19 protein-coding genes are annotated in these 25261 nt (G+C 70.9%); 8 read left to right on the top strand and 11 right to left on the bottom strand.

Annotated elements, in window-relative coordinates; translation table 11 throughout:
- Positions 1-151 precede the first annotated feature (151 nt).
- From ACFONC_RS10805 to ACFONC_RS10795, 3 genes are all read left to right on the top strand, one after another.
- Positions 152-817: a TetR/AcrR family transcriptional regulator gene (locus tag ACFONC_RS10805; RefSeq protein ID WP_386743953.1), complete on the top strand. Its 666-nt coding sequence runs from the start codon at positions 152-154 to the stop codon at positions 815-817.
- A gap of 159 nt (positions 818-976) precedes the next feature.
- On the top strand, positions 977-1633 hold the full coding sequence (locus ACFONC_RS10800) for a protein-L-isoaspartate O-methyltransferase family protein (RefSeq protein ID WP_386743951.1): 657 nt from the start codon (positions 977-979) through the stop codon (positions 1631-1633).
- Positions 1634-1649: 16 nt separating this feature from the next.
- Positions 1650-3041 carry a TolC family outer membrane protein gene (locus tag ACFONC_RS10795; protein ID WP_386743949.1) on the top strand — a complete coding sequence of 464 codons (1392 nt, stop codon included), beginning with the start codon at positions 1650-1652 and terminating at the stop codon, positions 3039-3041.
- Between the two features lie 158 nt (positions 3042-3199).
- On the opposite strand, the gene waaA is transcribed toward ACFONC_RS10795, so the two are convergent.
- A complete protein-coding gene (gene waaA / locus ACFONC_RS10790) occupies positions 3200-4504 on the bottom strand; it encodes a lipid IV(A) 3-deoxy-D-manno-octulosonic acid transferase (RefSeq protein WP_386743947.1) in 1305 nt (434 codons plus the stop codon).
- Between the two features lie 76 nt (positions 4505-4580).
- On the opposite strand from waaA, the gene lpxL reads away from it, so the two are divergent.
- Positions 4581-5495 (top strand): LpxL/LpxP family Kdo(2)-lipid IV(A) lauroyl/palmitoleoyl acyltransferase, encoded by a 915-nt coding sequence (lpxL, locus tag ACFONC_RS10785; RefSeq protein ID WP_386743946.1) that lies wholly within the window; start codon positions 4581-4583, stop codon positions 5493-5495.
- Positions 5496-6031: 536 nt separating this feature from the next.
- Here lpxL and ACFONC_RS10780 read toward each other — a convergent pair.
- From ACFONC_RS10780 to ACFONC_RS10755, 6 genes are all read right to left on the bottom strand, one after another.
- Entirely contained in the window at positions 6032-7378 is a 1347-nt protein-coding gene (locus ACFONC_RS10780; protein ID WP_386743944.1) for an O-antigen ligase family protein, read from the bottom strand.
- Complete coding sequence (locus tag ACFONC_RS10775; protein ID WP_386743942.1) at positions 7371-8504, bottom strand: glycosyltransferase; 1134 nt, start codon at positions 8502-8504, stop codon at positions 7371-7373. The genes ACFONC_RS10780 and ACFONC_RS10775 overlap by 8 nt, the downstream gene beginning before the upstream one ends.
- Positions 8505-8535: 31 nt before the next feature.
- Positions 8536-8736 carry a zinc-finger domain-containing protein gene (locus tag ACFONC_RS10770; protein ID WP_386743940.1) on the bottom strand — a complete coding sequence of 67 codons (201 nt, stop codon included), beginning with the start codon at positions 8734-8736 and terminating at the stop codon, positions 8536-8538.
- Between the two features lie 80 nt (positions 8737-8816).
- The gene (locus ACFONC_RS10765; protein ID WP_386743938.1) at positions 8817-9530 is read right to left on the bottom strand and encodes a pirin family protein; all 714 of its coding nucleotides are present in this window, start codon (positions 9528-9530) and stop codon (positions 8817-8819) included.
- 79 nt (positions 9531-9609) lie between these two features.
- Positions 9610-10188 (bottom strand): YceI family protein, encoded by a 579-nt coding sequence (locus tag ACFONC_RS10760; protein WP_386743936.1) that lies wholly within the window; start codon positions 10186-10188, stop codon positions 9610-9612.
- 58 nt (positions 10189-10246) lie between these two features.
- Positions 10247-10837 (bottom strand): malonic semialdehyde reductase, encoded by a 591-nt coding sequence (locus ACFONC_RS10755; protein WP_386743934.1) that lies wholly within the window; start codon positions 10835-10837, stop codon positions 10247-10249.
- 138 nt (positions 10838-10975) lie between these two features.
- Between ACFONC_RS10755 and ACFONC_RS10750 the strand changes: the two genes are divergently transcribed.
- A complete protein-coding gene (locus ACFONC_RS10750) occupies positions 10976-11926 on the top strand; it encodes a mitochondrial fission ELM1 family protein (protein ID WP_386743933.1) in 951 nt (316 codons plus the stop codon).
- A 99-nt stretch (positions 11927-12025) separates the two neighbouring features.
- Here the strand turns inward: ACFONC_RS10750 and ACFONC_RS10745 are convergent, their stop codons facing one another.
- From ACFONC_RS10745 to ACFONC_RS10730, 4 genes are all read right to left on the bottom strand, one after another.
- Positions 12026-13318 carry a PQQ-dependent sugar dehydrogenase gene (locus ACFONC_RS10745; protein WP_386743931.1) on the bottom strand — a complete coding sequence of 431 codons (1293 nt, stop codon included), beginning with the start codon at positions 13316-13318 and terminating at the stop codon, positions 12026-12028.
- Between the two features lie 103 nt (positions 13319-13421).
- On the bottom strand, positions 13422-16307 hold the full coding sequence (gene glnE, locus ACFONC_RS10740) for a bifunctional [glutamate--ammonia ligase]-adenylyl-L-tyrosine phosphorylase/[glutamate--ammonia-ligase] adenylyltransferase (protein ID WP_386743929.1): 2886 nt from the start codon (positions 16305-16307) through the stop codon (positions 13422-13424).
- 372 nt (positions 16308-16679) lie between these two features.
- The gene (locus ACFONC_RS10735; RefSeq protein WP_386743927.1) at positions 16680-18293 is read right to left on the bottom strand and encodes a phytoene desaturase family protein; all 1614 of its coding nucleotides are present in this window, start codon (positions 18291-18293) and stop codon (positions 16680-16682) included.
- Positions 18294-18605: 312 nt separating this feature from the next.
- The gene (locus tag ACFONC_RS10730; protein WP_386743925.1) at positions 18606-19712 is read right to left on the bottom strand and encodes a UDP-N-acetylglucosamine--N-acetylmuramyl-(pentapeptide) pyrophosphoryl-undecaprenol N-acetylglucosamine transferase; all 1107 of its coding nucleotides are present in this window, start codon (positions 19710-19712) and stop codon (positions 18606-18608) included.
- 85 nt (positions 19713-19797) lie between these two features.
- Here ACFONC_RS10730 and ACFONC_RS10725 point away from each other — a divergent pair, with 85 nt between their 5' ends.
- From ACFONC_RS10725 to ACFONC_RS10715, 3 genes are all read left to right on the top strand, one after another.
- Positions 19798-21873, top strand: a complete 2076-nt coding sequence (locus tag ACFONC_RS10725; RefSeq protein ID WP_386743923.1) for a tetratricopeptide repeat protein — start codon at positions 19798-19800, stop codon at positions 21871-21873.
- 159 nt (positions 21874-22032) lie between these two features.
- On the top strand, positions 22033-22599 hold the full coding sequence (locus ACFONC_RS10720) for an ECF-type sigma factor (protein ID WP_386743921.1): 567 nt from the start codon (positions 22033-22035) through the stop codon (positions 22597-22599).
- Positions 22589-25216 carry a serine/threonine protein kinase gene (locus ACFONC_RS10715; protein WP_386743919.1) on the top strand — a complete coding sequence of 876 codons (2628 nt, stop codon included), beginning with the start codon at positions 22589-22591 and terminating at the stop codon, positions 25214-25216. Before ACFONC_RS10720 ends, ACFONC_RS10715 begins: the two co-directional genes overlap by 11 nt.
- The last annotated feature ends 45 nt before the right edge of the window (positions 25217-25261 follow it).

The raw sequence follows: 25261 nt of genomic DNA, 5'->3' as shown, positions 1-25261 counted from the left end.
ACCGGACGCGCCGGCCTCGCTCGCCGGCCCGAGTCTAGGCCGAATCCGGCCTCCGGTGTAAGGCTCCTCCAGGCCGCGGGAAACCCAACGGGCAGCAACGGTGGTCGCGCTGGATCTATAAATACCGAACTAATTGGTATAGTATTACCGCATGTCCGTTCCCCATGCCCGAAAGCCTCGCGCCACCGCGACGGCAAGGCCCGCCAGCCCCGGCCGTCCCAAGGATCTGGCCAAGGGCGCGGCGATCCTCGATGCCGCCAAGCGCATGTTCACCGAACACGGTTTCGACCGCACCAGCATGGACCAGATCGCCGGCGAGGCCGGCGTCTCCAAGCTCACCGTCTACAGCCATTTCGGCGACAAGGAGGCCCTGTTCGCGGCTGCGGTCAAGTCTCACTGCGAAGCCCAGCTGCCAGATGCGCTGTTCGAGCCTTCGCCCGACACGCCCCTGCCCGAACGCTTGATGGAGATCGCACAGGCGTTCTTCGCCATGGTCAGTTCGCCCGAAGCGGTCGCCGGCCATCGCATCATGTGTTCGCCGCAGGTCACCGGCTCGCCACTGTCGGAAATCTTCTGGAAGGCGGGTCCGGAGCGCACCAAGACGGTATTCGTGAAACTGCTGCAGGACCGCGTCGACGCCGGGCAGCTCGACATCCCCGACGTGCCGATGGCCGCTTCCCAGTTCTTCACCCTGATCAAGGGCGAGGCGCACGCGAGGATGGTGTTCGGTTACTGCGCGCAGACGCACACGGTCGAGGAGCACCTGGCCGCCTGCGTGGACATGTTCCTGCGCGCCTACGGCGTCCGCCGCGCGTGAAGGCCGGGCCAACCGTGACCTGCGGCACGTGCCGGCGGTTGCGGTGACTTCCGGCACTGCGTGCTGCTGTGCTGCAACAGCGATCCTGTTTGCGTCCGCCGAGGCCGAACAGGGGCCAAACACCGTTAAAATAGCGGACTGACCGCACGAGACCCGAGCATGTCGACGATGGATTACACCAAGGCCCGCGAAACGATGGTGGAACAGCAGGTGCGTCCCTGGGACGTGCTCGACGTGCGTGTCCTGGACGTGCTGGTCCGGCTGCCGCGCGAAGCCTTCGTCCCCGAGACCCATCGCGCACTGGCCTACGCCGACATCGAGCTGCCGCTCGGCCACGGCGAACGCATGATGAAGCCGATCGTCGAGGGCCGTGCGCTGCAGGCGCTGGGACTGGAGCCCGGCGATGAGGTGCTGGAAATCGGCACCGGCAGCGGCTTCCTGGCCGCTTGCCTGGGCATGCTGGCGCGCGACGTGGTCAGCATCGATCGCCACGCCGACTTCGTCGACCTCGCGCGCGCGCGCCTGCAGGCGCAGGGCATCGCCAACGTCGCGGTCGAGGTGGCGGACGCCATGACCTGGAACACCGACCGCCGCTTCGACGCGATCTGCGTCACCGGCGCCGTCGCCGCGGTGCCGTCACGTTTCCTGCAGTGGCTGCGTCCGGGTGGGCGCATGTTCGTGGTCCGCGGCAATCCGCCGGTGATGGATGCGGCGCTGCTGCACCAGGATGTCAACGGCATCCGCTCCGAATCGTTGTTCGAGACCGAAATCCCCTACCTCGTCGGCGCCGCACCCCTGCCGGCCTTCGTCTTTTGATCCAAAGGAACCCCGCATGAGCCGCCGCCCCCTCGCCCTCGCGCTTGCCCTGGCAGTCCTGCTGCCGGCCTCGGCGTCCGCTGAAGACCTGTTGCAGACGTACGAGCTCGCCCGCACCGGCGACCCGCAGCTCGCCGCCGCCGAATCCGGTCGCCTCGCGCAGAAGGAAGGCGCGGTGCAGGCGCGCGCGCAGCTGCTGCCGCAGATCAACGGCAGCGCGTCGCTGTCGCGCTCGCACTACGCCGGCCAGGACTATTCGGACCCGACCACGCGCAGCTACAGCGCCAACCTCGACCAGACCGTCTTCAACTGGAGCAGCATCGCCAACCTGCGCGCCCAGAACGCGCTCAGCCATGCCGCCGACTACGACCTTGAAGCCGCCGGCGACTCCCTGATCACCCGTACTTCCGCGGCTTACTTCAACGTGCTGGTGGCGATCGAGACCCTGTCCGCGGCCGAAGCCGCCGAGACCGCGCTCAAGCGCCAGTTCGACTACGCCGACAAGCGCCTGGAAGTGGGCCTGGCGCCGATCACCGACGTGCACGAGGCCCGCGCCCAGTACGACAGCGCGCGCGCCAACACCATCGCCCAGCGCAACGCCCTGGCCGATGCCTACCAGGCACTGACCGAGATCACCGGCACCAGCATCACCAACCTGCAGGGCCTGCCGGACGACTTCCGCCCCGAACTGCCGGCCGGTGGCGACGCCGAGTCCTGGGTGGCTTCGGCGATGGAGAACAACCCGTCGCTCATGTCGATGGAGTATCAGGTCAAGTCCGCCGAGCAGGGCGTCTCGTCCGCGCGCGGCGGGCATTACCCGACGCTCAGCTTCGGTGCCAGCTACGGCAACCGCGACAGCTGGGGCGAGCCGGAGTTCATCCCCGACCCGACCGACCCCACGGCATCGACGCGCGCGGGCGAAAGCCGCAGCATCGGCCTGACCCTGACCGTGCCGATCTTCTCCGGCGGCGCCACCCAGTCGCGCGTGCGCGAGGCGATCGCGAACCGCGACATCCGCCAGGAGCAGTTCGAACAGCAGAAGCGCGCGGTGGAACGCAACACCCGCAACTCCTACCAGACCCTGGTCGCCGGCATCACCGAGATCGAGGCCCGCCGCCTGGCCGTGGTCTCGGCCGACGCCGCGTACGATGCCTCGCAGGTGGGCCTGGAAGTCGGCACGCGCACCGTGCTGGACGTGCTGATCAACCAGCAGAACCTGTTCAACGCGCGCCAGGCCTACGCGATCGCCAAGTACAACTACCTGCAGAACCGCCTGCTGCTCGAGCAGTCGGCCGGCTCGCTGGACTACGACGACGTGCAGGACGTCAACCGCCTGCTCACCGTCAACGCCAACGCGCAGCTGTCGGAAGAGTCGGCCACGCAGGCCGAACCGCCGCAGGTGCAGTAACCACCGCACGCCGCACAGCATGAAAAGCCCGGGGAAACCCGGGTTTTTCATGTCGGCTCCTGCCGAAGCACGCCGGGGATGCAACCCCGACCTACGCTGCAGGTCGGACTACATCCCACCCTAGGCCGGGCCTACGCGCCCGACGGCTCTTGCTCTTGTCAGGACGCCAGCGGCTTGCGCGGCAGGTCGCGCCCGACCAGGGCCAGCGTCCGTGCCAGCGCGCCGCGCCCCTGCTCGACCAGTTCCATGCCCGCGGCCGCCATTTCGGCGCGGCGCGCTTCGTCCCCGAGCAGTGCCTCGATCGCATCGCCCACGGCATCCGCGTCGTCCCCCACGCACATGGCATCGACGCTGCGCAGCTGCCGCGCGATGTCGGCGAAGTTGTGCAGGTGCGGCCCGGTGACCACCGCCGTGCCGACCGCGGCCGGTTCGAGCATGTTGTGGCCGCCGATGTCCTGCAGGCTGCCGCCGACGAAGGCGACCTGCGCGCAGGCGTAGAAGTCCATCAGCTCGCCCAGCGTATCCACCACGAACACCGCGTCGTCGCCGTCCGGCCAGCGCGTGAGCCGGCGCGTGGCCACGCGCCAGCCGGCGTCGATCGCGGCCTGCGACACCGGGCGGAAGCGCTCGGGATGGCGCGGCGCCCACAGCAGCAGCAGGTCGGGCCAGCGCTCGCGCAGGCGTTTGTGGATCGCGACCACCGCGGCTTCCTCTTCCGGATGCGTGCTGGCGGCGATCCACGCCAGCCGCCCGCCGGCGTGCTCGCGGAACGTGGCCGCCGAGGCCTGCCAGCGCGGATCCATGGCGATGTCGAACTTCAGGTTGCCGGTGACCACCACGTCGTCGCGGTCGGCGCCCAGGCGCACGAAGCGCTCGCCGTCACGGCGCGACTGCGCAGCAACGGCGCGCAGCGTGCGCAGCGCGCGTCCGACCAGCGCACGCAGCACCCGATAGCCGCGCAGCGAGCGCTCGGACAGCCGCGCGTTGACGATGTAGACGGGGATGCCCTGGTCGCGGCAGCAGAACAGCAGGTTCGGCCACAGTTCGGTCTCGACGATCAGCCCCAGCCGCGGGCGGTAGTGGCCGAGGAAGCGGCGCACCGCGCCGGACAGGTCGTAGGGCAGGTAGACGTGCTCGACCCGGTCGCCCCACAGCGCGCGCGCACGCGACGAGCCGGTCGGCGTGATCGTGCTCACCAGCAGGCGCAGGTCCGGGCGCTCGCGCAGCAGCGCGTTGACCAGCGGCGCCGCCGCGCCGACCTCGCCCACCGACACGGCGTGGATCCATACGGTTTCCGCGTGCGACTGCGCGCCGTAGGTGGCGTAGCGCTCGTTCCATCGCTGGAAGTACTCCGGCTGGCGGAAGCCGCGCCAGATCAGGTGATACACCGTCACCGGCACCAGCAGGTACAGGGCCGCCGAATACAGGGCGCGCAGCAGGTGCTCGATGGGATCTTTCCGCATCGGGGAAGGATAGCGGAGGCCGGGGAACCGGGAGGCCACGGGCCGGCGGGCGCGTGGCGATCGGTAGAATCGCCGCATGAGCACGAAGCCCGACATCGGTCCGCCACCGCTTGGCCCGCGCCACTGGCCGGCGTGGCTGGGCATCGGCACGATGGCGCTGCTCGCGCGACTGCCGTGGTCGTGGCAGCGCGCGCTCGGCACGCCGCTGGGCGCGCTGTTGCGCGCGCTGCTGGGCGAGCGGCGGCGCATCGCACTGCGCAACCTGGAGCTTTGTTTCCCGGAGCTCGGCGACGCCGCGCGCGAAGCGCTGCTGCGCGAACACTTCCAGTCGCTGGCGATCGGCGTGTTCGAGTTCGCGCGCGCGTGGTGGGGGTCGGTCGGGCCACTACGGCGCGGGATCGAAGTCGAAGGGCTGGAACACATCGCCGCCGCACGCGCCGGCGGCCGCGGCGTGATCGTGGTGTCCGGCCACTTCACCACGCTGGAAGTCTGCGGTCGCCTGATGTGCGACCACGTCCCGCTGGCCGGCATGTACCGCCCGCACGCGCAACCGGCGATGGAGTGGGCGGTGCGCCGGGGCCGCGCGCGTTACGCGGCGGCGATGTTCCCCAAGCAGGACGTGCGCGGCGCGGTGAAGCACCTCAAGCGCGGCGGCCTGCTGTGGTACGCGCCCGACCAGGACCCCAGCCGCGGCGACAGCGTCTACGTGCCGTTCTTCGGCCAGCCCGCGCACAGCCTCACCTCCACCCACCAGCTCGCACGCATGTCCGGCGCCGCCGTGGTGCTGTTCCAGCACGCCCGCCGCGCTGACGGCGGCTACACGCTGACGCTGCGACCGGCGCTCGACGACTTCCCCTCGAAAGACGCCACCGTCGACACCGCGCGCGTGATGGCCGGCATCGAAGCCATGGCCCGCGCAGCACCCGCGCAGTACCTGTGGATCCACAGGCGCTTCAAGCGCACGCCGGACGGCGTCTCGCCGTACGCCTAGCTGGCGTCCTTGTAGGAGCGGCGGAAGCCGCGAGCTTTTGGTGCCTTGGCGAAGATCAAGAACTCGCGGCTTCCGCCGCTCCTACAGGGGCGTGACGATTGGTGCCGTTGCCGTTGATCTTGATCTTGATCTTCGGGGGCCCCTCCGTAGCGGCGGAGACGGCGGATCAGACCCCGCAGGGGCGCCGCACATGGATGTGCGGCGTTTTTCGTAGGAGCAGGATGCCCCTTCGAAAAATCCCGCCGGCTCCGCGAACCCGACGCGTAGCGTCGGGCGCGAAGGCGGGGTGTGCTTTCTTTGCGCCAGGTTTCTTTGCACAAGCAAAGAAAGGTGGCTCGCGCCGTCACGGCGCGAAAGCTCTTGATCTTGATTTCAGAGAAACCGGAACAGCAGGCGGGTCAAGACCCGCCCTACGACGGCGCCGCGACGCGAAAAGCGCGTCGGGGGCGTAGCCCCGACCTACGGCGCTTTCTCCGGCAGCGGGGAGAACGGCTGACCGATCGGCCTTCCGTAAACGGGAGGAATACCTGCGCGACTCACTCCGCCGCGGAGGCATCGCCCGCCGGCGGCTCCCACCGCGCCAGCAGGCTCCCCGCGAACAACGCCACCAGCAGCAGCGTCAACCCACCCCAGAACGTCGAATAGAACGCCAGGTGCGTGTTGAACGGGAACACCGTCACCGCCAGCGCCAGCATCGCCGGCCGCGCCCGCTCGCGGGCGCCGTCGTCGGCGTAGCGCCAGGCGCGCCAGGCCAGCGCCGCGCCGGCCAGCCACAACAGCAGGCCGAGCAGGCCGGTCTCGCTGAGGATCTCGAGCACGATCTGGTGCGCGTGGAACGCCGGGCCCGAACCCCAGGCCGGGACTTCCTCCGGCTCCGGGTCGCAGGCCGGGAACGCATCGCGGAAGTTGCGCGCACCGACGCCATTGACCGGGTGCTCGCGCGCCATGCACAGCGCTGCGCCCCAGATCCGGCCGCGGCCGGACAGCGCGTCGTCCAGGCCAGCCTCGTCGGCGGTCAGCACCTGCGCGGTGCGCTCGACGCGTTCGTGTACCTGCGGCACGGTGGCGTTGAGCACCAGCAGCAGGATGCCGCCGAAGGCGAACACGCCAAGCAGTTTTTTCCAGCCCAGCAGGCGCCAGCCGGAGAACACCAGCACCAGCGCATAGGTCACCCACGACGCGCGCGCGCCGCCGAGCAGGATCACGATGCCCACCAGCCCCGCGGCGACGATCCATCCGGCGCTGCCGAAGCGGCGGCCTGCGGCGTAGAGCACGAACGGCGACAGGCTCGCCAGCACGATGCCCAGCTTGAGGTTGCAGGGCCCGAGGACGCCGCTGAGCCGGTCAAGCGCGGCGATCTCGTCCGGACTGCACATCGGCTTGTTCTCGATCAGCTGCTTGAGCGCATTCAGGCCCCAGAACAGCGGGCTGGTCCCGGCCAGCGCCTGGACAAGCGCGTCGATCGTCCACACCCCGGCGATGATCGCCAGCCCGCCGAAGGTGATGCGGCGCCCGCGGCGGTCGGCGACGGCCGAGGCGACCAGCCACAGGAACGGCAGGTAGCGCAGCGCCGTGGCCGACTTGTAGAACGCCTCGCGCGCGTCGACCGCGTCGAACGCCGACAGCAGTTGCGGCAGCCAGTAGGCGAAGAACAGCGCGCTGGTCAGCGCCCACGCCGGGCCGCTGAGCAGCTCGGTGCCGCCGCGGAAGCGGGTGACCAGCAGCTTGATGATCGCCGCCAGCGCACCGAGCACCAGCACGCCCTCGGCGATGCCCGGCGCCGGCCACAGCGCGACGAAGGCCAGGATCCAGTACGGCGCCCAGCGCCAGCCGCTGCGCGGTGTGTCGGGGCCGGCAACAGCGGCTGCGGCTGGATCAGTCATGGGCGAGTTCGTCATAGACGGCGAGCGTGGATTGCTGCATGGCCTGCAGAGAATAGCGTGCGAGCCGGGCGGGCATCGCGGCCTGCCCCGCACGCGTGTCGTCGAGCAGCGCGTGCGCCCCCGCGCGCAGGGCGGCTTCGTCGAACGGCGGCACGGCGCCTTCAGGCTGCAGCTCGCGCAGCAGCTCCCCCACGCCGCCATGCGACCAGCCGAGCACCGGGCGCCCCGTCGACAGCGCCTCGATCACGGTGCGGCCGAACGCTTCGGGCTTGCGCGACAGCTGCAGGACCAGGTCGCTGGCGGCGTAGGCGGCGGCGATCGCGCTGGTCGGTTCGGTGATCGCCAGTACATCCGCGACGCCGAGCGCGGCGGCCCGCGCCTCGAGTTCGGCGACGTAGTCGGCGCGTGCCGGATCACGCGCACCGGGCATCCACAGGCGCGCGTCGAGCCCGTCGCCGCGCAGCCGCGCGAGCAGCGCCAGCGCGTCGGCGTGGCCCTTCAGGCGCGTGCCGCGCCCGGGCATCAGCAGCAGCGGGCCGTCGCCCTGCAGCCGTGGATGGAGTGCAGCCACGTCCGCGCGCGCCTTGCGGTCGGGCCACGGCGCGGGCGGGAACGCCGCCGGGTCGATGCCGCGCGGAATCACCCGCAGCTGCGCCGGGTCGGTACGCGGATAGTGCCGCAGCACGTAATCGCGCACGGTGTCCGACACGCAGACCACGCGCTCGCCGCGGGCCATGATCGCGCTGTAGCGCGAGGGCGAGTTGAGGCCGTGCACCGTGGTCACGAAGTGCGGACGCCGCGCGCCGGACAGCCCGCGCAGCGCGCGCCAGCCGATCCACGCCGGCAGCCGCGAGCGCGCATGCACGATGTCGGCGCCCTCGCGTTCGAGCAGCTCGCGCAGCGGGCGCACGGTGCGCAGCGTGGCCAGCGACTTGCGGCCGATGTCGAGCGCGACGTGCTCGGCGCCGGATTCGAGCAGCCGCGGCACCAATCGCCCGCCGGCGGACACGACGACGGCCCGGTGCCCGGCGCGCACCAGCGCATCGGCGATCTCGAGGGTGGACCGTTCGACGCCGCCGGACTCCAGCGCCGGCAGCAGCTGCACGACGGTCAGCGCGCGAGGCATGCCCCTGCCGGCCGGGCCGTCGCGGCCAGGCTCAGTCGACCAGGACGAAGTGCGCGCCGCAGTACGGGCAGTCGGACTCGCCGCCCTCCTTCTCGATCGCCATGTACACGCGCGGATGCGAGTTCCACAGCCCCATCGACGGCAGCGGGCAGCTCAGCGGCAGGTCGGCGCGATGCACCTCGTAGCGCTGCTGGGCGTTGGCTTGCACGGGGGTGGCGTTGGCTGCGGTCATGGCGGGGAGGAAGCCGGGGACGGGAAGGCCCGCAGTTTACCAAGCCGCGGCACGCCGGGGCTGCGTCGGCCGGGGGCCCGTCAGGCCGGCAGGTCGAACAGCAGCACGTCGGCGATCGCGTCGCCGGGGGCCCCTTCCACGTGCAGCTCGCCCGACTCGTCCACGTAGCCGATCGCATCGCCCGCCGAAAGCGCGCGGCCGTCGACTTCAGCCGCGCCCTGGGCCAGGTGCAGCCAGTAGCGGCGATCGGGCTTCAGCGCGAACGAGGCCGATTCGCCTTCGCCCAGCCGGATGCCGTGCAGCGACGCCTGCTGGCGGATGGCGAGACTCCCATCCGCGCCGTCGGGGGACGCCAGCGTCGCCCAGCGGCCGCGCCGGGCCTGCGGATCGAACACCTGCTGCGCGTGCGCGGGCGCCGCGTTGACGCGGTCGGGCTGGATCCAGATCTGCAGGAAATGCACCGGCGCGTCCTTCGACGCATTGAACTCGCTGTGCTCGATGCCGTGGCCGGCGCCCATCCACTGCAGCTCGCCCGGGCCGAGCACGCCTTCGCCGCCATTGTCGTCGCGGTGCGCCAGCCCGCCCTCGAGCACGTAGCTGATGATCTCCATGTTGGCGTGGCCGTGCGGCGGGAACCCCGCGCCCGGCGCGACGCGATCCTCGTTGATCACCCGCAGCGGGCCCCAGCCCATCCACGACGGGTCGTGGTAGTGGCCGAACGAGAACGTGTGGTAGCTGTCGAGCCAGCCGGTTTTGACGTGGCCGCGGTCGGCGGAAGTGCGCAGGACCTGCATGGGGGTGTCCTCGTCTGGAAGTGGAAACGAAAACCGCCGCGCCGTTGCGGGCGCGGCGGCGTCGGAAACAGCGCGACGGTTATTCGGCCGCGGGCGCCATCGCCTCGGTGGTGATGCGCAGCTTCACCTCGTCGCCGACGTTGGGCACGTACATGTCCACGCCGAAATCGCTGCGCTTGATCGTGGCGGTCGCGTCGAAGCCGATCGCCTCGCGCTTGGTCATCGGGTGCACGCCGGCCTTGTTCAGGGTCACGTCCAGCACCACCGGCTTGGTGACGTCCTTGATGGTGAGGTCGCCGGTGACCTTCAACTTGCCCTCGCCGGCGGCTTCGACCTTGGTGCTCTTGAAGGTCGCGACCGGGAACTTCGCGGCATCGAAGAAATCCGCGCTCTTCAGGTGCGTGTCGAAATCGGCGGCGAAGCTGCTCAGCCCCGTCAGCGGCAGCGTGACTTCCACGCTCGAGGCGGACACGTCGTCCGCGTCGTAGACCAGGGTGCCGTCCACGTCGCCGAAGTTGGCGTAGGGGTTGGAGAAGCCGAAGTGGTTCCACTGCGCGATCACCATCGTGTGGTGGGGATCGAGCTTGTAGGTCATGGGCGCCGCGAAGGCGGAGGCGGCGAACAGCGAGAGGGCGGCGGCGAGTGCGAGGCGTTTCATGGGGATTCTCCGGATGTCGTGTGTGCGTGTGAGTGCGAACGGGAATGCGGGACTGCGGTTACTCGATCCGCGCGGCTTCGTCGAAGCCCAGCCGCGGCGAACGCGCGAAGATGCTGGCCGGGTCGCCCTGGCCGAGATTGACGAGGAAGTTGGACTTGATGTCGGTGCCCTTGAAGAACGCCTCGTCCACCTTGTCGGTGTCGAAGCCGGACATCGGCCCGGTGTCCAGGCCGAGCGCGCGCGCGGCCATGATCAGGTAGGCGCCCTGCAGGCTGGAACTGCGCAGGGCCACCCGGTACATGCGCTCATCCGGCGAGCCCTCGAACCAGGACTTGGCGTCGGTATGCGGGAACAGGTACGGCAGCTTGTCGTGGAAGCGCATGTCGTAGCCGACGATCACGACGACCGGCGCGGCCATGGTCTTGGCGAAGTTGCCCTCCGACAGCGCCGGGCCCAGCTTCTCCTTGGCGGCCTTCGACTTGACGAACACGAACCGCGCCGGCGTGGTGTTGGCCTCGGTGGGACCGAACTTCACCAGGTCGTAGAGCTGGTGCAGGATCTGGTCGCTGATCTCCCCGCCGAAGGCGTTGTAGGTGCGGGCGGTGCGGAACAGCTGGTCGAGGGCGGTGTCGGGCAGAGCGGCAGTCATGAGGCTCCTTGCGGGGGCGATTCGGCAGGAATGGGACGCGTGAATGCGTCGAAGGCGCCAGTGTAGAGTTCCGCGGGTGAGGCGACAGCCCTATGGCCGGAACGCATTAAGCGCATTATTGGAACAATAGGCTGATTTTTGATCGATTATGCACAATTCTGTGCCGTCAGCGACGGCCGCGCTGGCAACGCCCGGCAGGCCGGTGCGCTGGCGGCCGCCCTGGCCGAAGGCGAACCCGGCAGATGCACGCTGGCGCCGCGCGCGCCCTGGCGCTGGCTGGCGCCGCGCCGGTTCCCCGGCAGCGCCAGCGCCTTCGGCGACAACTTCGTCCGCCTGCTCGCCGCGCCGCCGGACATCGCCATCGGCTGCGGCCGCCAGGCGGCGCTGGCCACCCGCCTGCTGCGCGCGCGCGGTGCGAAGACCGTGCAGATCCTCGACCCGCGCATCGACCCGGTGCACTGGGACATCGTGGTCGCCCCGCTGCACGACGGCCTGTCCGGCGCCAACGTCATCACCACCCTTGGCAGCCTGCACCCGGTCGACGACGCCTGGCTGGCGCGCGCGCGCGCGCAGTTCGCCGCGCTCGAAGCCCTGCCGCGGCCACGCACCGCGCTGCTGGTCGGCGGCGGCAGCGCGCATGTGCGCTTCGACCTCGAGGCGTTCGAAGCGCTGGCATCGCTACTCGATGCCGCGCTGGCCCGCGACGGCGGCAGCGTGCTGGCCACCGCGTCGCGGCGCACCCCGGTGGAAATCCGCGAGGCACTGCGCGAGCGTTACCGCGACGCCCCCGGCCTGGCCTGGCGCGACGAGGCCGATGGCCCCAACCCCTACCCCGGCCTGCTGGCCTGGGCCGACCGCATCGCCTGCTCTCCGGACTCGGTGAACATGGTGTCGGAGGCCTGCGCCACGCGCGCGCCGGTGCATGTGTTCGAACCCGGACGCGTGCACGGACGCCCGCGCCGCTTCCTGGATGCGCTGCTCGCCAACGGCCGCATCCGCGCGATGGACGCCACGCTCGCGCCGTTCGACGTCGAACCGCTACGCGAAACCGCGCGAGTGGCGGCGGAGATCAGACTTCGACTCGCCTGATCCACACGCTGGTGGCGGTTGCTCTCGTGGGAGCGGCTTCAGCCGCGAGCTTTTGATCTTCCTCGCTGTCGGGAAGAACCCGCGGCTTCGGCCCCGCTCCTACGGCAGCACGGGCGTGAGCTTCAGCAAGCGCGCGTTGTCGCCGTCTTCCAGCAGCCAGATCGCGCCATCCGGCCCCTGCTCCACCTCGCGGATGCGTCGGCCCATGTCGTAGCGCGTCGCTTCGCGCGCCCGTGCGCCGTCGAACTGGATCCGCACCAGCGCCTGCGAGGCCAGGCCGCCGATGAAGCCATGTCCGCGGAAGTACGGGAACATCGATCCCGAATAGATGACGAAGCCCGACGGCGCGATCACCGGCGTCCACCACGCTTCGGGCGCGTTGAATTCCGGTCGGGTGTCGTGGTCGGGGATCGGCGTGCCGTCGTAATGATCGCCGTTGGACACGATCGGCCAGCCGTAGTTGGAACCGCGCTCGACCAGGTTGAGCTCGTCGCCGCCCATCGGTCCCATCTCGTGTTCCCACAGACGGCCGGCGGCGTCGAACGCCAGCCCCAGCACGTTGCGGTGGCCGAGCGTCCACACCTGCGCGGCGACGCCACCCTGCGCGACGAAGGGATTGTCGGCCGGCACGCTGCCGTCGGCGTTGAGACGCACGATCTTGCCCAGGTTCGACTGCATGTCCTGCGCCGGGGTCATCTGCTGGCGTTCGCCGGAACTGATCAACAGCTTGCCGAAGCGGTCGAAGGCGATGCGATGGCTGTAGTGCGCGCTGCCGCCGACCTTGGGGACCTGCCGCCAGACCACCTGCAGGTTGGACAGGCTGCCACCACTGCCTGCGTCCAGCGTCAGCGTCGCGCGCGTCACCGCGGCACCGCGCGTGCTGCCGTCGCCCTGCTCGGCGTAGCTGATGTAGACCAGCCGGTTGCCGGCGAACTGCGGATGCAGCACCACGTCGCCGAACCCGCCCTGGCCCCCGTAGGCCACGACTGGCACGCCGATGATCTCGCCGACCTGCCTGGTGTTGGGGTCGAACAGCCTGAGGCGGCCCTGCTTCTCGGTGACCAGCAGGCGTCCGTCGGGCAGGAAAGTCATCGCCCAGGGTTCGTCGAAGCGCGCGTACTCGGTCTTGACGAACGGCTGCGCCGGGACGCGCAGCGCCGGCAGCGGGCCACCGGTGCGTGGCGGCGCCGCGGCGATGGCGTCCGCGCCGGCGGGCAGGCTCGCGGGCCTGGCGACGACCAGGCCGCGGGTGCCGGCGGCAAAAGCTCGATCGGCGTCCGCGTCGCCGGTTTCGGCGGCCTCCGCGGTGACGCCTTCGGCGGTCAAGGCGGCGCGTTCGCAGCCGGCCGAGAGCAGGGTGAGACAGGCGATGACCGGCAGGATGCTGCGCATGGGCCGCTCACGGTGGAAGGCCTCCGCCGTTATACGCCGTCGCGCGGCAGGCCGCCGTGACACCACTACCGGGCGCCTAAGCCATTGATGTTGCGCAAGCGGATCAGCGCTCGTCGCGCAGTTGACGCATCGCGCGCGTGTCCTCGCGCGGCGCGGCGCGGCGTTCGTCGAATACCAGGCCGGCGGCGTGCACCGCCGCACGCACGGCGGCACGCGCCGCGGCGACGGCGTCGTTCTCCACCACCCAGCGCCGGCGGCGGTCGAGCGTGCACTCCAGTCCGGCGGCGAGCAGCACGCCGTGCGCATCGTGCAGCGCGGCCACGGCGTGGTCGTCGAGCGCCCCCGCCCCCGCGCAGGCGTCGATCAACCCGGGCGTGTCGCGCGGGCGCAGCAGCGACGGCGCCTGCGCGGCGTCGCGCAGCACCAGGTATTGCAGCAGGAACTCCAGGTCCACCAGCCCGCCCTCGCCCTGCTTGAGGTCGAAGCCGGAAGCGTCGCTGCGGTCGAGCTCGGCGCGCATGCGGCGGCGCATCGCGTCCACGTCCTCGCGCAACGCGGCCGCGCCGCGCGGGCGGCCGAGTGTGTCGCTGCGGATCGCGCGCCACGCGTCGCCCAGCGAACCGTCGCCGGCCACGAAGCGTGCGCGCACCAGCGCCTGGTGTTCCCAGGTCCAGGCGCGATGGTGCTGGTACTCGTCGTAGCTGGCCAGCGTCGACACCAGCAGGCCCTTGCCGCCGTCCGGGCGCAGGCGCACGTCGATGTCGTACAGCCGCCCGGCGGCGGTCACCGTACCGAGCAGGGCCACGATCTTCTGCGCCAGCCGCGCGAACCAGCGTGCGGCGTCGAGCGGACGCACGCGCCCTGCCTGCGCGGGGGCAGGCTCGGACTGCAGCTCCCCGCCCTCGCCCACGCGCGGCGCGTCGTAGAGGAACACCAGGTCCAGGTCGGAACCGAACCCCAGTTCCTCGCCGCCCAGGCTGCCGTAGCCGACGATGCCGAAGCGCGCGCCGGCGATGTCGCCGTGGGCGCGCCGCATCTCGCGCAGCGCCAGCTGCAGCACCACGCCCAGTACCGCGTCGGCCAGCCACGCGAGCTGGCGAGCACTCTCCTGCGCATGCTGGCGGCCGTCGAGCGTGGCCAGGGCGATGCGGAAGCTCAGCGCCTGCCGGGTTTCGTTGAGCACCATCAGTGCGGCTTCGGTGTCTTCGTGCGCCAGCGCCTGCGCGCACTGCGGCGCGAAGTCGCCGCGCTCGGGCAGCGGGCCGGCGACGCGCGCGTCGAGCAGTTCGTCGAGCAGCAGCGGCAGCGTCGCCACGCGCTCGGCGAGGAACGCGCTGCGCACCACCGCGTAGACCAGCCGCGACAGCGCGGCCGGCTGCTCGTCAAGCAGCGCGAGGTAGCTGGCGCGGCGCAGGATGTTGTGCAGCAGCGCGAGCAGCCGGCGCAACACCAGCTGCGAGTCGATCGCCGCGCCCGCTGCCTGCACCAGCACCGGCACCACGCGGTCCAGGCGCGCGCGCGCGCCGTCGGACAGGTCGCGCACGCCGGGCGTGCGGACGAAGTCGCGCAGCGCGGTGTCCGCGGCAGCCGGATCGGCGTAACCCGCATCGGCCAACGCCTCGCGGTCGCCGCCTTCGGGCAGCGCCTGCCAGTAGGCGGTCAGCGCGCCGGCATCGGGCTTGCGCCGGCGTGGTGCGAGCAACGCGTCGAATTCGGTCGCCACTCGCTCGCGCACCGCGTCGAGCTCGGTACGCAGCGCCGGCCAGTCCGGATAAGCCAGGCCCGTCGCGATGCGGATGCGGTCGCTCGCGTCGTCCGGCAGCGCGTGCACCTGCGCGTCGCGCAGCATCTGCAGCCGGTTCTCGAGCCGCCGCAGGTGGAGATAGGCCGCGACCAGCAGGTCGCGCGCCTCGGCGGACAGGTGGTTGGCTTCGCACAGCGCGTGCAGTGCGCGCAGCAGGCTGCGGCCGCGCAATTCGGCGTTGCGGCCGCCGTGGATCAGCTGCAGTGCCTGGGCGAGGAACTCGATCTCGCGGATCCCGCCCGGCCCGCGCTTGATGTCGTCGGCCAGGTCCTTGCGCGCGACCTCCGCGGCGATCGCCGCCTTCATCGTGCGCAGGCCGTCGAGTGCGCCGAAGTCCAGGTAGCGGCGATAGATGAACGGCCGCAGCGCGACCAGGAAGCCTTCGCCGGCGGCGATGTCGCCCGCCACCGGGCGCGCCTTCTGCCAGGCGTAGCGCTCCCAGTCGCGGCCCTCGCGCTGGAAGTACTGCTCCATCGCCGCGAACGACAGCGCCACCCGCCCGGCGTTGCCGAACGGCCGCAGGCGCAGGTCGACGCGGTAGCAGAACCCGTCGGCCGTCACCTCGTCGAGCAGCTTCGCCAGCTGCTGCCCGAGCCGGGCGAAGTACGCCTCGGCCGCGAGCGGGCGCGCGCCATCGCTCTGGCCGTCTTCTGCATACGCGTAGACCAGGTCGATGTCGGAGCTGAAGTTGAGCTCGCCGCCGCCGAGCTTGCCCAGGCCGAACACGACCAGCCGCTGCACGTTGCCGCCGCCGTCGCGCACCACGCCGTGGCGGGCAGCGAAATCGGCCTCCAGCGCCGCCAGCGCCACCTGCAGGCACTGTTCGGCCAGCGCAGTGCTGCCGGCGAGGGTGGCTTCGACATCGTCCAGCGCGAGCACGTCGCGCCAGACCAGTCGCGCCGACCCGGCGGCGCGATGGCGCCGCAGCAGGGCCGGCCAGTCGGCCTGGTTGTCGGCATCGAGCACGGGGGCCGAGGGCGGCGCGGCGCCATCGTCGGCGGCCAGCCGCGCCAGCACGTCGGGCTGGCGCGCGAGCACGGCGATGGCGAAGTCGCTGGCGGTCGCGACCCGGGCCAGCTTCGCGCGCAGCGCCGCGTCGGACTGGACCTCGGGCGCAAACCGGGCCAGCGCGCGGACGATGACGGGGTCGTCGGGAGGCGTCGGAGGGGGCGTGGAGTCGTTCACGCCGCGATTGTGGCACCGGACATAAAAAAAGCCCGGAGCGGCGAGACCGTTCCGGGCTTTTGCTCCCTCCCCCACGTCGGGTGCGAAGTGATCGTGAAGGAATCGTTAGTGTCTTTGCACGCTGCAGTGCAAAAAAGGACCCGCTGGTACAGGAATTGCGGCCACGTACCCGCGCCCGCAACCTCGGCCGCGGATTTCCCCCGCCGTAGGTCGGGGCTACGCCCCCGACGGCCTTGGGCACGACCCACGACGTTCGCGGCGAATCCGCTCCGGCACGCAAACCGTTCCCGGCTCCATGCTTCGTGCGTGGGAGTGCATGAAGATCAAAAGCCGTCGGGGGCGTAGCCCCGACCTACGGCGAACGCAGCCTGTTCACGGGCGCGGACCGCGGCGCAGGTCGCGCAGGATCTCGCGGGCGGCGTTGCGGCCGGGCAGCCCGGTGACGCCGCCGCCCGGGTGCGTGCCCGAGCCGCACAGGTACAGCCCCGGCAGCGCACCGCGATAGTTGCCCTGCCCCAGCAGCGGGCGCGCGCTGAACAGCTGGTCCAGGCCCAGCGAGCCGTGGAAGATGTCGCCGCCCACCAGCCCGAAGGTGCGCTCCAGGTCCAGCGGCGACAGCGCCTGGTAGCCCAGCACGCTGGCGCGGAAGTTCGGCGCGTAGGTATCGACGGTGTCGATCATCAGGTTCGCGACCGTCTCGCGATGCGCATCCCAGCCGCCGTCCACCTCCGGATGCACGTGCTGGCAGAACAGGCTGGCCACGTGCTGGCCGGGCGGTGCGAGCGTGTCGTCGAGCGTCGACGAGATCACCAGCTCCACGATCGGCGCGCGCGCCCAGCCGGCGTTGTGTTCCTTCGATTTCGCATCGAAGTACGCCTGTTCAAAGTAGCGCAGCGACGGGCCGATGAGGATCCCGCTCTGGTGGTGCGGCTGCAGCGCGCTGCCGGGCGCGGCGTTGAAGTCGGGCAGTTCGGACAGCGCCACGTTCATGCGGAACGTGCCCGAACCGCAGCGGTAGCCTTCGATGCGCTGCGCGGTGTCGTCGTCGAGCACATCGGGTTCGACGAGTTTCGTGTAGAGCAGCTTCGGGTTGAGGTTGGACACGACAGTGCCCGCGCGGAACTCGCGCCCGTCCGCCAGCGCCACGCCGACCGCCGTGCCACCTTCGACCAGCAGCTGCGCGACGTCCGCACCGGTTTCGACGACAACCCCGCGCGCCGCGCACTCCTTCGCCATTGCCTGCGTGATCGCGCCCATGCCGCCGATCGCGTGGCCCCAGACGCCGGACTTGCCATTGACCTCGCCGAACACGTGGTGCAACAGAACGTAGGCGCTGCCGGGCGTGTAGGGACTGGCGAAGTTGCCGACCACCGAGTCCCAGCCGAGCACTGCCTTGAGCGGCTCGGATTCGAACCACTGGTCGAGCATCTCGCCGGCGGACTTGGTGAACAGGTCGAGCAGGTCGCGGCGGCCGCGCATGTCCAGGTGCTTCAACTGCTTCGCCACCGACAGCGAGGCCAGCCAGTCGGCGAGCACGAAGCGGTCGGACACGTTCGGCGGCGTGCGCGTCATCAGTTCGCGCAATACGACGACGACGCGTTCGAGCATCGCGTAGTACTCCGGCAACCGCTGCGCGTCGCGCGCCGACCACTGCGCGACTTCGTCCTGCGTGCGTTCGCCGCCGAGGCGGAACGCGCGGCCATCGGGCAGCGGCAGGAAGTTCGCGTACGGCCGCTCGACCACGCGCAGGCCGTGCTGCGCCAGGCGCAGATCGGCGATCACCTGCGGGTTGAGCAGGCTGACGGTGTAGCTGGCGACCGAGTTGCGGAAGCCGGGGACGAACTCCTCGGTCACCGCGGCCCCGCCGACGACACTCCGGCGTTCGAGCACGCGGACCTTGAGGCCGGCGGCTGCGAGATACGCCGCACAGACCAGGCCGTTGTGGCCGCCGCCGATGATGAGGATGTCGCTGTCTCGGTCGTTCATCAATTCGTTCCGTAGCGCGGGTTTTGAGCCCTCCCCTTCAAGGGGAGGGTTGGGTGGGGATGGGTTTCCCGTCCGCCGCGACCAAACCCATCCCCATCCCGGCCTTCCCCTTGAAGGGGAAGGAGACAAGCGGTTGGCCGCGCAGCTAGTTCATCGCAAACATGATGGTGATCGCCTGCCCTTGTGAGCCCTCCCCTTCAAGGGGAGGGTTGGGTGGGGATGGGCTTCCCGTCCGCCGCGGCCAAACCCATCCCCTTCCCGACCTTCCCCTTGAAGGGGACGGAGACAAGCGGTTCGCCGCAAACGTAGCATTCACTCCGTCAGCATCCTCTCCACCAGGTCCGCCAGCTCCGCCGCCGCACGCGGCCGCCCCATCGACGCGGCCACCGCCGCCGCCTGCGGCAGCTTGATCGTCGAGGAGAACAGCTCGCCCAGCAACGCGGTCAGCTTTTCCACGGTGAGTTCAGGCTCCGGCACGCACCAGCCCACGCCCGCCTCGGCCAGCGTCTCGGCATTGCGCCGCTGCTCGTCGCGCGAGCCGCCGTGCGGGATCGGCACGAAGATCGCCGGCCGGCCGACGGTAAGCAGGTCGGCGGCAGTGGTCGCGCCGGCGCGGGTGATGACCAGGTGCGCGGCGCGCAGGCGCATGCCCATGTCGTCGAAGAACGGACGCACCTCGGCCACGATGCCGACCTCGCGCAGCTGCGCTGCAATCGCGTCGGCGTCCTCGCCCTTGTACTGCAGCGCCACGCGCAGGCGGCTGCGGATCTCCGGCGCCAGCGCCAGCAGCGCCGGCGGGACAACTTCGCCGAACACCCGCGCGCTCTGGCTGCCGCCGACCACCAGAAGATCGATCGGCGTGTCCGACGACAGCGCCGGGTAGTCGCCGCGCGCGGCGAGGATTTCCGCGCGCACCGGGTTGCCGGTTTCGGTGATGCGCGCGGGGTCGAAGCCATCCGCGCCGGCCACGTGCGGGAACGAGGTCGCCAGCGCGTCCGCATAAGACAGCAGCCGACGGTTGGCCATGCTCAGGCGCGTAGCCTGTTCGTGCAGCAGCAGCGGCAGCTGCAGGCTCTTCGCCGCCACCGCCGGCGCGAAGCTCGGGTAGCCGCCGAAGCCCGCCAGCAGCGCCACTGCGCGACGCTTCATGTCGCGCCGCGCCTGCAGCGTCGCCCGCAGGATCGTGAACGCCGCCGCCAGCTTGCCGCCCAGGCCGCCGGCCAGGCTGCGCGCCGGCAGCACCAGGTGCGGGATGCCTTCGAGCGCCTTCACGTACTGCGCGCCGCGCCGCTCGGTGTAGATCACCACCGCGTGCCCGCGCCGCTGCAGTTCGCGCGCCAGCGCCTCGGCCGGGAACAGGTGCCCGCCGGTGCCGCCGGCGGCAAGGGCGATGGTGGCGTTTCGGGAAGGTGCTGGCATGCGCTCGACCACGGGAAGACGCGGCCATTATCGGCGAGCCGCGCACGGCTGTCCGCCGGCCATGCCGGACGGCGTTGGATCGCCCATGGACCCGCCCCCCGACCCCGACGACCGCACGAGCAGTCGCGGCCGCTGGCTCGGTGCGGCCCTGCTGCTCGCACTGGTGCTGCTGGCCGTGCTGCGCTCATCGGCCGGCACCCGCCTGGACAGCTTCACCATCGACGAGCCCTGGCACATCGTCGCCGGCACCAGCTACGCGCGCGGCAAGGGCTTCCATCTCAATCCCGAGCACCCGCCGCTGGTGAAGCTGTGGGTCGGCGCGGCGATGCCCGCGGACTTCCGGCTGCGGCCGTCGAAGGCGCTGGCGGAAAAGGCGCAGGAACGCGAGTGGGTCGAACAGACCATGTTCCTCGACAACGATGCGCGCGCCGCGCAAACCCGGGCGCGCGTGGCGCTGTGGACCTTCCACGGACTTTTGCTCCTGGCGCTGGGCGCGCTGCTGTGGCGCGCCTGCGGGCTGCCGTGGGCGGCCGGCACGCTGGCCTTCCTCGCGCTCGAACCCACCGTCGCCGCGCACCTGCCGGTGGTGATGACCGACCTGCCGCTGGCCCTGGCGCTGGGCATCGCCGCGGTCGCCGCTGCGATGCTCGCGTCGAGCTGGCGCTGGCGCTGGGCGATCGCCTGCGGCGCGGGGATGGGGCTGGCGCTAGCGGCCAAGCATTCGGCGCTGGCCGGGCTGGCGGGCCTTGCCCTGCTGCTGGTGCTGGCCGCACAGGCGGGCTGGAAACAGGGCGCGCGCGAGGCGCTGCGCAGGCACGCGATGCTGCTGGCGGCCGCGGGCCTGGCGGTCGCGCTGCTGTGGTCGGCGTACGGGCTGCGTTTCCATGCCGGCGCCAACGGCGGCGATGCCTTCAACCGGCCGATGGCCGAGAAGATCGACGAGCTGACCCTGCCGCACTGGCGCGCCGCGCTGCACTTCGCCGACGACCACGCACTGCTGCCGCGCGCCTACCTGTGGGGCCTGGCGGACACCGTGCGCACCGGCGTCGAGGGTCGCGGCATCGGCATGCATTTCGTTTGGGGCAAGGTGCACTACGGCCATCCGCCATGGTTCAGCTGGCCGTCGATCCTGGCGGCGAAGCTGCCGCTGGCGCTGCTGGTGCTCGCACTCGCCGGGCTGCCGCTTGCCTTCCACCACGACCTGCCGGCTCCGGCGCGCTGGTCGCTGGCGATGGTCGCCGTCGCCTCCGGTTTCCACATGCTCGCGCTGGTCGGCTCCGACGGCATCTGGGGCGGCGTGCGCCACGCGATGCCGGCGCTGGTGGGCGCCGCGGTGTTCGCCGGGGGCGTGCTGGCCTGGGCGTGGCGGCGGCGCAGCCCGGCACTGCTGGCCGGCGTGGCGCTGCTGTACATCGCCGCGGCGGCGATGACGCTGCGCGAACCGCGCCTGTGGGAGTACCACAACGCGCTGGCCGGCGGCACCGGCAACGCGTATCGCCAGTTCATGAACGAGGGCCTCGACCTGGGCCAGCGCTTCCACGAACTGCGCGCTTTCCACGATCGCCACATCAAAGGTTCCGGCCTGCCGCTTTACGTCGACTACTGGGTCGGCGAACAGCAGATGCGCGGCGCGCGGATGTCGTTCCGGCGCCGGGTGGAGTCGCTAGCCGACACCAACGTGCGCGGCCATTACGAAGGCTGGTTCGTCTATCCGATGAGCGACACCCTGCGCTGGCCGCAGTGGGACTGGGATCCCAAGGTGGTGTTCAAGGACATGCGCATGGTCGCGCGCCGCGGCAACTTCGGTATCTGGCGCGGCAGCATGGAGCGGCCGCAGACACGCGCCAGCAGCCTGCACTTCAAGGTCATGGACTACATCTACAAGGAGAACGGCAGCGACTGGGCGCTGGTGGCGAGCCGGCTGGAGGAAGTCGTCGCGCAGCTGCCGCAGAAGGTCGACGCCGGCGTCGAACTGGGCAACGCCTACCTGCGCCTCGGGCGCCGCGACGAGGCCATCGCCGCCTACCAGCGCCTGCTCGACCAGGACAAGGTGCCGGTCGAGGAGAAGATCGCCGCGCAGCTGCGCGAGCAGGTCGAACGCGTGCGAACCGCGCCGGACGTCGCCGCGCTGGAACCGATGCGCAATCCCTGGCTCGAATAGCCGCCACGCCGCGCGCCGCCGCCGCGGGACACGCGGCCATCCCTTTTCGCGACCCTTGACCCGCAGCACGCGCGACGGACGCGCGCCGGATTGCCCCCGCGCATGCCGGCTGCTAGCGTCCCGCCGACGGAAGGGGAAAAGGGACTAGGGGAACGGGGCGTGTCCGATACCGATATCACCAGGTTGCTGGCGCTGGCCCGCGACGGCGAGCCCGCGCACCTGGGCACCGTGTTCGAAGCGCTGTATCCGGAGCTGCGGCGCCTGGCCAACTCGCGCATGTACGGCAACGAATCCACGTTCACGCCGACCGTGCTGGTGCACGAGCTGTTCCTGCGCATCAGCCAGGGCTCGCCGCTGTCGCTGGCCGACCGCAACCATTTCTTCGCCGCCTCGGCCAAGGCGATGCGCTGGATCATGGTCGAGCACGCCCGCCAGCGCGCCGCCGACAAGCGCGGCGGCGGCCAGGTGATGGTCGCGCTCGACGACCAGATCCCCGACGCACCGCCGGCGCTGACCAGCGTGCTGATGCTCGACCAGGGCCTGGAGGCGCTGGAGGCGATCAGCCCGCAGCGGCGCCAGGTGGTCGAGATGCGCTACTTCGGCGGGATGGAGTTCTCCGAGATCGCGAACGTGCTCGGGGTTTCCGAGCGCACGGTGTATCGCGAGTGGGAGCGCGCGCGCGCGTTCCTGCAGGCGATGCTCGACGAGGACGATGGTGGATCCTGAGAAGCTTGCGCACTGGCAGGCGGCCGACGCCGCCTTCGACCAATGGCTGGACCTGTCCGACCACGAACGCGACGACTGGCTGGCAAGGCGAGCCCTGCCCGACCCGGTGCGACGTCGCCTGGTCCAGCTGATCGCGGCGCACCGTAATCCGACCGCCGTGCTGGATCCGTCCGGCAGCGACCTGGCTGGTCGACAGCTCGGCGACTGGACGCTCGACACGGAACTGGGCCGCGGCGGCATGGCGGTCGTCTACCGTGGCTGGCGCACGGACGGCATGGCGCGCCAGCAGGCGGCGCTGAAAGTCCTGACCCTGGGCGCACTCGGCGCGACCGGACGCGACCGCTTCAGCCGCGAGGCCGCGATCCTCGCCCGCCTCAACCATCCCAACGTCACCGCCCTCATCGACTCGGGCGTGGCCGGCGACGGCACCTGCTGGCTGGCGATGCCGCTGGTCGATGGCCTGCGCATCGACCGCTGGTGCGACGACAAGGCCCTGGACGCGCACGCGATCGTGCGGCTGTACCTGCAGGTTTGCGGCGCCGTGGCCTACGCACACCGCAACCTGGTGATCCACCGCGACATCAAGCCGTCCAATGTGCTGGTCGACGACAACGGTCACGTGCACCTGCTGGACTTTGGCATCGGCCAGTTCGCCGACGCGCAGGACGAGCGCACGCGGACGATGTGGCGGGCGCTGACCCCGGGCTACGCCGCACCCGAGCAGCTCACCGGCGCGCTGCCGAGCACCACGATGGACGTCCACGGCCTGGGCGCCCTGTTGCACCGCCTGCTGACCGGCCGCATTCCGCAGGCGACGGGCGAGCACACCGACACCACCCGCCCCTCGCTGCTGGTGCGCAGTGCGGCAGACGCCCACCACCGCCATTACGTGCCGCTGAAGAGCGACCTGGACCGGATCCTGCTCAAGGCGCTGGCCGAGGAGCCCGAGCAGCGCTACGCCACGGCCGAGGCACTGGCCGACGACCTGCGCCGCTGGCTCGACGGCCAGCCGGTGCTGGCGCAGGAGCCGAGAGTGGTCTACCGCCTGCGCAAGTTCATCGCGCGCAACAAGGCCGGCGTTGCGACGGGCGTGCTGCTCGCCGCGAGCCTGGCCGGCGGCATCGGCGCAACGCTCTGGCAAGCCGGCGAGGCGCGGCGCGAAGCGGCCAACGCGAATGCGCAGGCGCAGCGCGCGGTGCAAGTGCGGAATTTCCTGGGGCACGTGTTCGAGTCCACCGAGCCGGCAACGGGCGAAGTGCCGACTGCGCTGGAACTGCTGGACGAAGGCGCGCGCCGCGCGCGCTCGGATGTCCTGGCGAGGGATCCCCTCGCGGCCGCGGACATCCTGATGCTCACGGGCAGGGCGCGGATGGGACTGGACGATCTCGACGAGGCGCTGGCCGACCTGGAACAGGCAGGCAGGATCCTTTCGGAGCAGGACACGGCGGCCTACAAGGAGCGTTCCCGCGTCGAGTCCGACCTGAGCCGCGTGACGCGCGAGGCCGGCAAGACCGGCGCGGCCATCACGCACGCACGCCGGGCGGTGGAGCTGGGTGCGCTGGCCATGGCGGAGAGCGGCGAAGGGGCTCCATACCTCGAAGCCAGGACCAGGCTCGGCGAAGCCCTGTACTTCAGCGACCGCCACGCATCCCTCGCCGAATTCGAGGCGGTCGTCGAAGCGCTGCCCCGGTACGGGCTGGAAGGCACCGAACTGCATCTTGATGCGTTCACTGGGCTGAGCGAACAGGCCCAGGCAACGGGTCGGGACGACATCGAAGCGTACCTGTTGCATCTCGAGGAAATCTTCCGGCTGTCGCGCTTCGTGAACGGGCCCGACAGCAGCGGACACGTCTATTCGCTCTCCAACTCCGTGGTGGTGTTCCTGACGGCCGGCCACGACGAGCGGGCCGGCCAGGTTGCCTTCGAAGCGGTTGGAATCGCCGACCGCATCTTCAAGCAACCCCATTCGACGAAGGCGCTCGCGTACTGCGCAGCGGGGGGATACCTCTATTACACCGGGCGCAACGCCGATTCTCTGCGGTACTACTCGGTAGCCGACGGGATCTACGCACAGATCCCGAACAACCAGCAGCAGATCGAGTCGTGTGTGAGGATGAGCGGCCATGCCCACCTGAGCGAGGGCAAGCTCGATATCGCGCTGGCGAACCTGAGGCAGGCGTGGCGGATTCTGGGGCAGCTCGACTACCGGCGCACGAAACAGGGTTACGACACCTGCGGCCTGCTGGCTTCGGCACAGATCCGGTCAGGGGCGCTGGACAAAGCGGACGACACGCTGTCGCAGTGCCCGCAGGACGACGGCGCGCCGAACGCCATCATGCGGATGCAGGCGCAGGCCGAACTGCATTTCGCACGCGGACGGCGCAAGGAGGCGGCGCGCCTGGCCGCGGACATCCGCCAGAGCTACCCCGCCGAGACAGACATCACGCGCACCCAGTGGATGCGACCGTGGATGCTGTCGCTGCTCCTGGCCCGCACCGCGGGCGACTCGGCGGGCGAAGCGGAACTGGTAGCCGAGCTTGGCGACCTCGGGGCCCGGCTGCCGCTGTCGGGCTGCCTCGCACGGCCCGACGAGACGAGCTGCCTGGCCGTCCCCTGACGCAGCGCGGCGGCGATCCAGACGCCCGGGCACCTTGCCATTGTC

Source organism: Luteimonas soli, from assembly GCF_042648865.1.
Lineage (GTDB): Bacteria > Pseudomonadota > Gammaproteobacteria > Xanthomonadales > Xanthomonadaceae > Luteimonas > Luteimonas soli.
Note: the sequence above shows the minus strand (reverse complement) of the source record. Positions and strands in the feature narration are given on the sequence as shown.